A 12,494-nucleotide genomic window follows, 5' to 3' on the forward strand; every position below is an offset into this window, starting at 1 on the left:
ATGTGCGAGAAATGTTTGGAAAATGCAGGCTCGTCACTCGCCTTGATGAGGCGGAGTTATGAGTGAGGTTGGTTACGTCGTTGGAACCGGAGGGTACTGAATTGGTGAATCTCAGTACGATTCGCACACACTTATCATGGACAAAGCAAAACAGGTGCCAATCTAACCTTGAACTATTTGTTGCTTATTAAATACATTTAAAACAACAGATTGAAGATTATTGCACCAACTTGGTGAAGTTAACCAAAAGCTGAATCTAAGTTTTTTATAGTGCAATTGGATCATGTTGGTGCGTTTGGCGGATATTTGGCTGCGCACTCGATTGGTGCTTCGGGGGAATACGGTCGTTTACGGTATGGCGCCCATAAAAAATGCCGCCGGACGTAAGCGTCGGGCGGCATTGATAGAACATTGCTTTGGGTGTCTGCAGTCTGTTGACTGCAGCCAGCCATTTTACTTATAGGCTAGCGAGTTCTTGAATTTCTACGTGGCCTTCTTGCAGTGAACGAATGTAGTTAGCAATTTCGTCAGCGCCATTCTCTGCTGCAAACGTACCGATGTCTTCACCGTTGCAAACCACTTTATCAGCAACGTCTTGTAGATCTAAGCGGTAAGACTTAACAACTTTTTTGAAGTTCATTGTTTTGTTGCTCAGGCTTGTGTGGCAAACATCCTGCAACGCTTTCTCTACCACTGGGTTCATAGACGCTTTTGATGGAGCAGAAATCAGAAGAACGAAAGTAGTGACCATGCCGACCAAAGTAGTGATAGTTAATTTTTTCATTGCCTGTACCTCTAAAATGCTTGATTGAACATTTAAGCAAGCCCACAATCTTTTTGCTCAAATGCGTTAGTTAATTTGTAAGTTATCTCGTTTGCTGAGTAACTCTGATGGGCTTACTTTAAAGCGATAAAAAAAGTTTTTAAACATATAAAAACTAATCTCAAATATTAGATTATAAATATCAAAAAACACAATAATTATAAAAAACAAATATTTAACGTAATTTAAGTGTTATTTTAAGTAATGTTTGGGTGGTTATTTTTATGGTTTTCGATGATGAGTTTTTTTGATTAAAAAAACTTATGAAAAGCTTGTGTGATCGTGATCTCGGAATTAGGCGTTTTGGCGGTATTTTAGTCACACGAACGTAACATTCGATTGATGTTTCAATGCGGCAATGGGTAACGTCCAGCATTTTTACGATGGCTTTCTCTCATTGCTTTTGCTGGGATTCGAACTTAGGCTTTGCCGTTAGCACCTTTTAATGTTTAAACCTGTCAAAAGGAAGTCCAAGTGGCGAGTCGGCTTTATCTTCGCGTACTACTAGTCGTGATTGCTTTAACGTGCGGTACAAGTGGCGTCTATGCTGCACCGCCCTTTGTGTTGATTGACCAAGTACAGCTTGCGCAGCTTAATGACCAGGTTAAATCGAACCAGCTCAATACGGCACAGCAGGCGTTGATAAACGCCTTGATTGAAAGGGCCGATACCCTATTAGATGATGATAACCCGACGGTTATGAGCAAATCGTTATTGCCGCCGACAAACGACAAGCATGATTATCTAAGTATTTCTCGTTATTGGTGGCCTAACCCTGAGACCCAAGATGGTTTACCGTGGATCCGTAAGGACGGCCAAACCAACCCGGACACTCAGACCGACGCGGTTGACCGTAAAAGCCTAGGGCGCATGACGAAGGGCGTGAAACTACTTGCGTTGGCCTACTTTTTTAGTGGCGATGAAAAATATGCCCAAAAAGCCACCGCAATGGTACAAACCTGGTTTATTAATGATGCGACTCGGATGAATCCACATTTGTCCTACGCGCAAAGTGTACCGGGTAACCCCAAAAGTCGTCGCTCAGGGATCTTAGATGGCCGACTGATTCCCGAACATGTCCTCGATGCAATCAGCTTAATCACGCCTTCGCCTCATTGGCAAGACAGTGACCAGCAGGCATTGAACCAATGGCTGACGGCATACCTTCGTTGGTTAACCGATAGCAAGGTCGGCAAACAGGGGGCTCTGCAAACCAATAACCACGGCTCTTGGTATAATTTTCAAATTGCCGCATTGTCATATTACTTGGGCCATAACAACACCTTGACTGCGGTGGTTGCTAAAACCAAGCAAAGCTTAGATCAGCAATTTGATGAGCAAGGCGCGCAAGCCCACGAGATCAAGCGAACGCGGTCATTTTTCTACAGTACCTTTAATTTACGAGCGCTGGTGTCGGTTGCCATTGTGGCTGATAAAGCGGGCCTGCCATTCTGGCATTACCAAACCGAAGCTGGCCGTAGCTTACAACTCGGTATTGATTACCTAACGCCAGTCGCCAAAGGAAAGACTTGGCCGCACCCTGCGAAGGCCGTGAAGTTAAGTGACTTGGCAATTGTATTAAGTGAGTTGGCGCAGTATTACCCGCAGACGGATTACGCCAACTTACTCAAATCAATGGCGGAAGAGGGGCCAACTAAGCTGAAGTGGAGCGATTTAAAAGCGCCGCTGATCCGCCACCCAGAGCTGATCCTGACCGTCAATTAGCGTTCATTTATTTCAGCCCAACAAAAAGCCCGCAATTCAGCGGGCTTTTTCGTTCTGTTTCTGGTGAGCCGTTTAGACACCCATAAAGTCGAGCATACCTTCTGCTGCTCCGCGACCTTCGGCAATGGCAGTCACCACCAGATCTGAACCGCGAACCATATCGCCGCCGGCAAATACTTTTTCATTGCTGGTTTGATATGGAAAGGTTTGCTCGGATGCTGCAACTACCCGATCCCATTGATCTAAGCTGATATCAAAATCAGCAAACCATGGCGCAGGGCTAGGCTGAAAGCCAAAAGCAACCAGTACTGCGTCGGCTTCCAAAATATGCTCCGAACCTTCAATAGGCTCTGGGCGGCGGCGGCCGTTGGCATCCGGCTGACCCAATTGGGTCTTTATCATTTTCACGCCGGCTACTGAGCCATCGTCTTTCTTAACGATTTCTAATGGCTGCAGGTTAAACATGAATTCGACGCCTTCTTCGCGAGCATTTTGCACTTCACGACGTGAGCCGGGCATGTTCTCTTCATCTCGGCGGTAGGCACAAATGACCTGCTCGGCTTGTTGACGAATGGACGTGCGAACACAGTCCATGGCCGTGTCACCACCACCGAGTACCACCACTTTCTGATCGGCCATGTCGATGTAGTCAGCATCATCCTGCTCGTAGCCCATCACTTTATTGGTGTTGGCAACCAGAAATGGCAAGGCATCATAAACGCCTTGAGCATCTTCTCCTGGGAAGCCACCTTTCATGTACTTGTAGGTGCCCATGCCAAGGAATACCGAGTCATAGTCATCAATAAGGCTTTGGAAACTGACATCTTTTCCAATTTCCGTATTGAGGCGAAACTCAATCCCCATGCCTTCGAAGATTTCACGACGCAGTGTCATGACCGACTTTTCAAGCTTAAAAGATGGGATGCCAAACGTTAACAAGCCACCAATTTCAGGGTACTTGTCGAAGACCACTGCCTGAACACCGTTGCGCGCAAGAATATCAGCGCAAGCTAAACCGGCAGGACCCGCACCAACAATGGCAACCTTCTTATCGGTTTTTACCACGTTTGACAGATCTGGGCGCCAGCCTTGTTCAAAGGCTTTATCGGTAATGTATTTTTCAACATTACCAATGGTGACCGCGCCAAATTGATCGTTAAGGGTACAGGCGCCTTCGCACAGGCGGTCTTGCGGACATACTCGGCCACAAACCTCAGGCAGGCTGTTGGTTTGATGCGCCAATTCGGCCGCTTCAATAATACGTCCTTCTTTGGCGAGCTTGAGCCAATTAGGAATATAGTTGTGAACAGGACATTTCCATTCACAGTAGGGGTTACCGCAATCTAAACAGCGGTCAGACTGTTCATCGACGTTTTGCTGGCTGAATGGTTCGTAAATCTCAACGAAGTCCACCTTGCGCACGTCGATGTCTTTTTTAGTGGGATCGACTCGATTGACTTCGAGAAATTGAAAGTTATTACTCACGTCAATACTCCTTATGGCGCCACAACACGTAATTCAGGGGCTTGCTGAGACGATGTGTTCAGCAAGGATTCGAGTTTCGCTTCTCTTGGCTTCACAAGCTTGAATCGAGCAAGTTCTTGCTCGAAGTTAGCCAATATTGTGGCTGCGCGAGCGGAGCCAGTTAGCGCCAAATGTTGCTCTAACGTTTCTTTCAAGTGCTGTTGGTGAATGCTGACATCGGCCATTTCGATAGGCTCAACCATCTCTGAGTTGAGGCGTTCATCAAAGCGCCCGTCTTCATCGTAGATATAAGCAAAACCGCCGGTCATACCTGCGCCAAAGTTAACGCCCGTTTTACCAAGAATGGTAACCACGCCGCCGGTCATGTATTCGCAGCCGTTGTCGCCAACGCCTTCTACTACCGCAATGGCACCCGAGTTACGCACAGCAAAACGCTCGCCACCGCGGCCCGCAGCATAAAGCTTGCCGCCAGTCGCGCCGTACAAACAGGTGTTGCCAATGATGGCCGATACGGCTGGATCGAATTCACAACCTTTTGGTGGTGCAACGACCAGCTTGCCGCCGGTCATGCCTTTACCAACGTAGTCGTTGGCATCGCCGGTGAGGAACATTTCTACGCCGCCGGCATTCCAAACACCAAAGCTTTGACCTGCGGTACCGCTGAGGTTAATGCGAATCGGATCGGCTGCCATGCCTTGGTTACCCCAATGCTTGGCAACTTCGCCACTCAAACGGGCGCCGACTGAACGGTCAGTGTTGCGCACCGAGTAAGAGAACTCGCCACCGGTTTTGGTGGTAATGGCATCAAAGGCGTCATTGACCATTTGCTGGTTAAGCTCCGCCTGATCATATGGCGCGTTGACATGCTGCCAATAGACTTCTTTGCCTTCAGGAGACACAGGCGCTTCGAGAATGTCGCTTAAATCCAGTTTGCTTTGCTTGGCGGTTTGACCGTTAAGAGCTTCGAGCAAGTCGGTTCGACCAATCAAATCAGTCAGCTTAGCAACACCAACGGATGCCATGATTTCGCGTACTTCTTCAGCAATGAACTTGAAGTAGTTCATGACCATTTCTGGCAGGCCGATAAAGTGTTCATCACGCAGTTGTTCGTTTTGCGTTGCAACACCGGTAGCACAGTTGTTTAAGTGACAAATCCGTAAGTATTTACAACCCAACGCCACCATAGGACCAGTACCAAAGCCAAAGCTTTCGGCACCTAAAATAGCCCCTTTGATGACATCAAGGCCGGTTTTCAAGCCGCCATCAACTTGCAAGCGAATCTTGTCACGCAAGCCGTTTTCGACCAGTGCCTGTTGTGTCTCAACCAGACCAAGTTCCCAAGGTGAACCCGCGTACTTCACGGACGTTAATGGACTTGCACCAGTTCCGCCGTCGTAACCGGATACCGTTACTAAGTCGGCATAGGCTTTGGCCACACCTGTTGCGATGGTACCAACGCCTGGCTCGGATACGAGCTTCACTGATACCAATGCTTCTGGATTCACTTGCTTTAAATCGAAGATCAGCTGGGCTAAATCTTCAATGGAGTAAATGTCATGATGCGGCGGCGGTGAAATTAACGTCACGCCCGGTACAGAAAAGCGCAGCTTGGCAATGCTTTGGCTGACTTTCTTGCCCGGTAACTGGCCGCCTTCACCTGGCTTCGCGCCTTGTGCGACTTTAATTTGCAAGACTTTGGCATTCACTAGGTAATGTGGTGTAACGCCAAAGCGGCCAGAAGCAACCTGTTTAATATTGGACACGCGCTCAGAATTAAAGCGAGCCGGATCTTCACCACCTTCGCCTGAGTTGGAGTTGCCGCCTAAACGGTTCATGGCGATAGCGAGCGCTTCGTGTGCTTCTGGGCTAAGCGCGCCAATCGACATGGCGGCAGTATCAAAGCGCGGATAAAGCGCCGAAGCGGGCTCTACTTTATCGAGCGGAATGGCTTCAATCCCGTCTTTTAATTTGAGCAAGTCACGTAGCGATGACACTGGGCGTTCATTAACCAGTGCGGCAAATTCGTCGTAGGATTTACGGTCGCCTGTCGTCACTGCTTTTTGCAGGGTGTTCACCACATCTGGGTTGTAAGCGTGATATTCACCGTTGTGAACGTATTTGAGCAAGCCGCCTTGGTCCAGCTTTTTGCGTGGGATCCATGCGATGCGCGCAAGGTTCACTAAATCTTGCTGGAAGTCGTCGAAATTAGCACCTTGAATACGGCTAGTGACGCCTTTGAAGCATAAGTTTATCACATCATCGTGCATGCCGACCGCTTCAAACAATTGCGAGCAGCGGTAGCTGGCAATGGTACTGATCCCCATTTTCGACATGATTTTGTAAAGGCCTTTGTTGATGCCTTTACGGAAATTGATGAGCGCCTGATGCTTGGATACTGACATGACGCCTTGTTCTGCTTGAGCGGCCAATGTTTCGTATGCCAAATATGGGTAAATCGCCGTGGCGCCAAAGCCAAGCAATACCGCAAAGTGGTGTGGGTCGCGGGCAGTACCGGTTTCCACCACAATGTTGGTATCGCAACGTAGATTTTCATCGACCAAACGTTTTTGTACGGCACCGGTGGCCATGGCTGCTGGAATTGGCAACTGACCTTTTTCGATATAGCGATCTGATAAAATCACCATCACGGCGCCGTCGCGGGCGTATTGTTCAGTTTCGCTACAAACTCGCTCAATGGCCTGCTGCAAACCTTCTTTGGCAGGATCAAAGTTGAGGTTGACGATTTGATGGCTGTAGATTTTCTGATCAAGCTGCTTAAGTTGCAGTAAGTCGCTATAGATCAAAATCGGAGAGCTGAATAGCACGCGCTGGGCATGGCCTAGCGTCTCATTAAAGACGTTTTGTTCTGAGCCAATACAGGTTGCCAATGACATGACATGATTTTCCCGCAATGGATCGATTGGCGGGTTCGTCACCTGAGCAAATTTCTGGCGGAAGTAATCGAACACGCTGCGGTTTTTGGAAGACAGCACCGCCATTGGCGTATCGTCCCCCATAGAGCCAACGGCTTCTTGACCTTCATTGCCGAGCACATTAACAATTTGCTCAATTTCTTCATTGCTGTAGCCGAATAGTTTTTGATGAATGGCTAAATCGGTGTCATCTAAACTACGACGATCCATTTCTTCATCATCAAATTGCTCGGGTGGCTGCAAACGCATCACGCTCTTGTCGAGCCAAGCTCGGTAGGGCATGCGGCTTTTCAGATCTTCATCAATTTCGTAGCTGCGCCAAAGCTTGCCGGTTTGGGTATCAATTACCAACAATTCACCGGGGCCAACGCGGCCTTTCTCAACGACCTCATCGGGCTCGTAGTCCCAAATGCCAACTTCCGATGCCAGTGTAACGAAGCCATTCTTGGTGATCACATAACGAGCTGGGCGCAGGCCATTACGGTCAAGGTTACAAGCCGCATGACGGCCATTACTCATGACGATACCGGCGGGGCCATCCCATGGCTCCATGTGCATGGAGTTGAAGTCGTAAAAAGCCTTTAAGCCATCATCCATATTCGGATGAGCTTGCCAGGCGGGTGGCACGAGTAAGCGCATGGCACGGAATAAATCCATGCCGCCGGATAAAAACAGTTCCAGCATGTTATCGAGGCTGGATGAGTCTGAGCCCGATTCATTGACAAATGGAGCGGCGTCCTGCAAATCAGAGATCAGCGGCGATTTAAATTTGTAACTACGGGCACGTGCCCATTGACGGTTGCCTTCAATGGTATTGATTTCACCATTGTGGGCTAAATAGCGGAACGGTTGAGCCAACGGCCAACGTGGTGATGTGTTGGTTGAAAAGCGCTGGTGGAATAAACAGATAGAGCTTTGCATCCGCAGATCTGCCAGATCTAAGTAAAAATTCGGCAGATCGACAGGCATCATTAAGCCTTTATAGACAGTTACGAGGTTGGACATGCTGCAGACGTAGAACTGATCATCGTCAGCAAGGCGTTTTTCAATACGCCGGCGTGCCATATACAGGCGCCGCTCTACATCTTCTTTGCGCCAGCCTGGGTTGGCATTAATAAAGACTTGTTCAATAACTGGGAGGGTCGATGCGGCGATTTCGCCTAGGATATCAACATCGGTTGGCACTTCACGCCAGCCTGCCACTTCAAAGGTCTCTTGTTCTAATTCGTCGGCAATAACCTCGCGAGAGGCGGCGGCTTTGACCGGATCGGTATTTAAGAACAGCATGCCAACGCCGAAGCGGCGGCTTAAATTCCAGCCACTCTCTTCAGCCACAGCTTTAAAAAAGGTTTCTGGCTTGGCCATTAATAAGCCACAGCCATCTCCGGTTTTACCATCTGCTGCAATCGCACCGCGATGCTGCATACGATCCAGCGCCGAAATGGCGGTGCGAACCAGGCGATGACTCGGTTGACCTTCCATTTGAGCGATCAAACCAAAGCCACAATTGTCTTTGGTTAGCATTGGGTCGTACAGACTCATCTAACTTCTCCTCGCTGGCTAAGCAAGCGTTACTATTTTAGTTGGACAATTTTTGCTCAGAGTAGTTTTTATTTGCGCAAAATAGCTCCAAGGGGAACCTGACAAATTAATCCGAAATTTGAGCTGGGTCAATAAAAACGTATTGCGGAGCTTTGCTGTGAGTCGAATAGATCAATGAAATTAATGACTGATTATGCACATATAATAACTTTTGTGCATAAGTAGGCATTATTGGGTGGTTTTAGAGAATTCGGTGATTAACTACAAAAACGCCCCATGTTGACGCTGATTTCGTCAGACCATGAGGCGTTTCAGATGATAGGGCTAGTTGATGCTAGGCGGTGTAACCGTTCGCCAAGCCTTTTACGGTAACTGCGGATGCATCATGGGCATGCAAACTTTCTAAATGATCGACCCGCAACCAGAAATCGGCTGCTGCGTCGAATTGATTTAAATGGTGCTTAAGACGGCGTGCGGCATCTTCACAGAACATCAGGTTTTGGCCATTAAGACGGGCAAATTCTTGCTCATCTTCGCGCTTAACCGCTGCCTGTACCGGCGTTTTTAGCGCATCCTCAATATGATCTATCAAGGCGCAGATAGGCAGTTCATTGGCATCCGCGGCTAATTTAATTTTGACCTGAGCCAAGCTGCGTTGGCTGTGAGGTGTTGCCACAATGCCTTGCGTTGTGCCCAACCATTGATGCACGGTTTCGCTATCAACCTTGTCTTCAGCCCCAAAGCGATCGCTAAAGGCTTGCTGGATCAGTTGGCGAGCGAGTGCCGCTGAGCAAGGGCAGGTTGATGAATACGGCACAGTAACCTGCAACTCAATATCAATGCCGGTGGTTGTCAAACGACCTTCAATCATCACCGGATAGGCTTTCCAACCTTTTTTACCACTGATTAAGCTGGCGCGCTGCAAGTGATAGTCAAACGCAAAACGCACGCGGCCTTGATCGCTTAAGTCGTCATGGCTTTCAATGAAGTCCGTTAGCAATAAACGCAGCGTTTCTGTGGTTAACGACGATTCGTTAGAAAGTTGCTCGAGAAGCAAGTACAGCCGAGACATATGAATGCCCTTGGCCTTGGGTTGAACCAAGTTGACCATGGCTTCGACTTTGGCGGCAACCTGACGCGGAGCTCCCTCATCGGCCTGTACCATCAAAGGTACTTCGATTTGGCTCATCCCAACCCAATCCAGTGTCCCTTCCAGGCTGGCATTTGTTTGGTGAGCAATGTCAGGCATTACTTTTGGCATTAAAAACCCCACAGAATCTAACGCGCCATTGGCTCAATAGCGCAATGGTATAAATTGGTTGTTTGGCTAAAAAGGGCACACTTTATATCACGAACTGTGAGCGACTTCATGTGTTTTGCCATGTTAGTCTTATTTCGTCTGTATTGGCGCAACTCCAGTTCAGGTTGCTTGGGTATACTCAGTTTTTTATTTTTGCGGGATGATCAATGCCATTACTTGCTAATCGAGTGCTGGAATTAACCATGCGCTTAGGGGTCGTTCGATTCGGCCTACTGATCGCTGCATTCGAGATTCTGTTTTCCATGTTGGTCACCGTGGTACTACGCGGTATCGTTGTTGGTGAATTGCACTGGGTCGATTATTTGCGCCCGGTATTGTTCGGTTTGATTATTGCGCCCTGGCTGGCTCTGTTCTTTACCTACCTGATTAAGCAGCTGGGGGAATCTCGCGATAAGCTGGCTCAGGCACACAGCAAACAGCAAGCTTTGAATGCCGAGTTGAAACGCAAAGTCAGCGAGCTAAATCGAGAAATTGATGAGCGCCACAATGCAGAAGCACAAAAGCAGCAAGCTATCCGCTATTTGCAGCGAGAAGTTGCTGAGCGGCGGGATACCCAGAATAAATTACGTGATCAGGCAGTTCAGCTGCGAAGCCTCATCGACAGCTCGCCGGATCTGATTTTCTACCGCAATAAAGACGGCGTGTTTTCCGGTTGTAACCTTGCTTATGAACAGTTGGTGAACTTAAGTGAAGCCGACCTAATTGGCAAAACGCCTGAAGATGTTTATGAGGATCAAATTGCAGCCCAGGTTCGGGTTACTGACTATAAGGTGTTAAACGACCTCGAATCGCTTACCTATGAACAGTGGATGACCTACCCCGATGGCCGCAAGGCCATGTTTGAATTCCGAAAAGTTCCGTTTAATGACGCTCGCGGTAATCTGCAAGGCTTATTTGGCTTCGGTCGCGATATTACCGAACGCAAGCAAGCGGCCAATGCGCTTGAGCAAGCTGCGCGCGACAAAACTACCTTTATCTCCACCATTTCCCATGAGTTACGCACGCCGCTTAACGGCATTGTTGGTTTAAGCCGCATCATGCGTGATTCAGAGCTTAATGATGAGCAACACGATTTCATCAATACCATTTATCTGAGTGCCGTTACCCTCGGTAATATTTTTAACGACATTATTGACCTCGACAAACTCGAACGAGAGCAGTTAGAAGTGGCGCCAATGCCACTTCATATCACCGAATTAATTGCCGACGTGCGCGCCGTAGCTGCGCTGATGTGTCGAGATAAGAAACTCTATTTTGATTACCAGCAACGCGGCGACTTGCCTGCTGTCGTTGAAGTTGACGGCACACGCTTGCGCCAAGTGTTGTGGAATCTACTTGGTAATGCGGTGAAATTCACTCAGCAAGGCCAGGTTGGCTTGTCGTTGGATATTAGCCCCGCAAAAAATGGCAAGATCAGCATTGAATTTCGAGTTTCAGATACCGGTGTAGGTATTCCAAAGGCTGAACTAGATAAAATTTTTGCGATGTATTATCAGGTTTCTGGCCAAGGCAAAACGAAAGCCGTGGGAACCGGTATTGGTTTGTCAGTATCACAGCGATTGAGTCAGGCGATGGGCGGCTCGATAAACGTCACATCAGAAGAGGGTAAAGGCAGCTGCTTTACGGTGAGCCTAACCTTGCCCGTGCTGTCAGAAGATCAGCTGCCGGATGCCACTGATATCGAACTGCCAGCTCTGCATGTGTTGCTGGTTGAAGATATTGAGCTCAACGTTGTGGTGGCTCGTTCAGTGCTCGAGAACCTTGGTTGCACGGTCGATGTAGCTATGAATGGCACTGATGCGCTGCGGATGGCACAAGAAGATGACTACGATGTGTTCTTCCTAGACATTCAATTGCCAGACATGACCGGTTTCGACATTGCCGAATCATTGATGAATGATCCAAACCAACGGTTACGCGAAACGCCGCGAATCGCTTTAACGGCCAATGTTATTCGAGATAAACAAGAATACTTAAACAAAGGTATGCAAGACGCGGTCAGCAAACCGATTGATGTTGGCTTACTGACCATGGCATTAGCGCGCGCCTTTGGCTGTGTTGATGAGCCAGTATTGTCAGCGCCTGCGCCACTGTTGGATGCCCCTAGCGGCCAAGAAGAAAGCGTACTGGACACCAATTTTGTGGGCCAGATGCATGAAACCTTAGGCTCGGAATTGTTTGCCAAAAGCATCGATATGTTCGAGCAATTGATGCCTGACTATGTTGAAACCATTCATAATCAATTGCTGTCTGGCGACGACAAGGCCGTGGCTGAAATTGCCCATAAGGTTAAAGGCGCTGCTGGCTCTGTTGGTTTGCAACGGGTTCAGAAACTGGCATCACAAGCGCAAGATTTAGATCACCCAGCCTGGGAGCAGAACATTCAGGAATGGGCCGAAGGCATCGCCAAATACTACCCGCTCGATGTTGAAACGTTACGTCAACAACTGGTGACCTTGGATAGTTAGCGAGTAACTATGGTGGCCGGCTTGGCCGTTTTCACCATAGTTGATTGTGCCGTCCTAAAATAAGTTGACGGTTTTTGATTAAGCCAGCGTTCCTTCAACGCTGGCTTTTTTGTGCACTTCTTCTGGTGTTTTCATACCAAGGCTCAAGTGCGGCCTGAGTTGATTGTAGATAGCGATAGATTCTTTTACTACTTGCT

Annotated in this window: 6 protein-coding genes; 2 read left to right on the top strand and 4 right to left on the bottom strand. The window is 48.3% G+C overall.

The genetic code is table 11. The features are described 5' to 3' along the window. Window positions 1–457: 457 nt before the first annotated feature. Entirely contained in the window at window positions 458–784 is a 327-nt protein-coding gene (locus tag K0504_RS08825) for a DUF3718 domain-containing protein (protein WP_220103815.1), read from the bottom strand. 513 nt (window positions 785–1,297) lie between these two features. Between K0504_RS08825 and K0504_RS08830 the strand changes: the two genes are divergently transcribed. Further along, the gene (locus K0504_RS08830; RefSeq protein ID WP_220103816.1) at window positions 1,298–2,548 is read left to right on the top strand and encodes an alginate lyase family protein; all 1,251 of its coding nucleotides are present in this window, start codon (window positions 1,298–1,300) and stop codon (window positions 2,546–2,548) included. 72 nt (window positions 2,549–2,620) lie between these two features. On the opposite strand, the gene K0504_RS08835 is transcribed toward K0504_RS08830, so the two are convergent. The 3 genes from K0504_RS08835 to folE2 form a co-directional block, all read right to left on the bottom strand. After that, the gene (locus K0504_RS08835; protein ID WP_220103817.1) at window positions 2,621–4,033 is read right to left on the bottom strand and encodes an FAD-dependent oxidoreductase; all 1,413 of its coding nucleotides are present in this window, start codon (window positions 4,031–4,033) and stop codon (window positions 2,621–2,623) included. Between the two features lie 11 nt (window positions 4,034–4,044). Then, the gene (gene gltB / locus K0504_RS08840) at window positions 4,045–8,508 is read right to left on the bottom strand and encodes a glutamate synthase large subunit (protein ID WP_220103818.1); all 4,464 of its coding nucleotides are present in this window, start codon (window positions 8,506–8,508) and stop codon (window positions 4,045–4,047) included. Between the two features lie 334 nt (window positions 8,509–8,842). Beyond that, window positions 8,843–9,769, bottom strand: a complete 927-nt coding sequence (gene folE2 / locus K0504_RS08845; protein WP_220103819.1) for a GTP cyclohydrolase FolE2 — start codon at window positions 9,767–9,769, stop codon at window positions 8,843–8,845. A gap of 206 nt (window positions 9,770–9,975) precedes the next feature. On the opposite strand from folE2, the gene arcB reads away from it, so the two are divergent. Then, window positions 9,976–12,297: an aerobic respiration two-component sensor histidine kinase ArcB gene (gene arcB, locus K0504_RS08850; protein ID WP_220103820.1), complete on the top strand. Its 2,322-nt coding sequence runs from the start codon at window positions 9,976–9,978 to the stop codon at window positions 12,295–12,297. Window positions 12,298–12,494 lie beyond the last annotated feature (197 nt).

The organism is Neiella holothuriorum, assembly GCF_019457915.1.
Classification (GTDB): Bacteria; Pseudomonadota; Gammaproteobacteria; order Enterobacterales; family Neiellaceae; genus Neiella; species Neiella holothuriorum.

Bases quoted from the DNA above. Each gene is read 5' to 3' on its own strand.
- arcB (WP_220103820.1), top strand. From the start codon at position 9,976: ATGCCATTACTTGCTAATCGAGTGCTGGAATTAACCATGCGCTTAGGG.
- gltB (WP_220103818.1), bottom strand. From the start codon at position 8,508: ATGAGTCTGTACGACCCAATGCTAACCAAAGACAATTGTGGCTTTGGT.
- folE2 (WP_220103819.1), bottom strand. From the start codon at position 9,769: ATGCCAAAAGTAATGCCTGACATTGCTCACCAAACAAATGCCAGCCTG.
- K0504_RS08825 (WP_220103815.1), bottom strand. From the start codon at position 784: ATGAAAAAATTAACTATCACTACTTTGGTCGGCATGGTCACTACTTTC.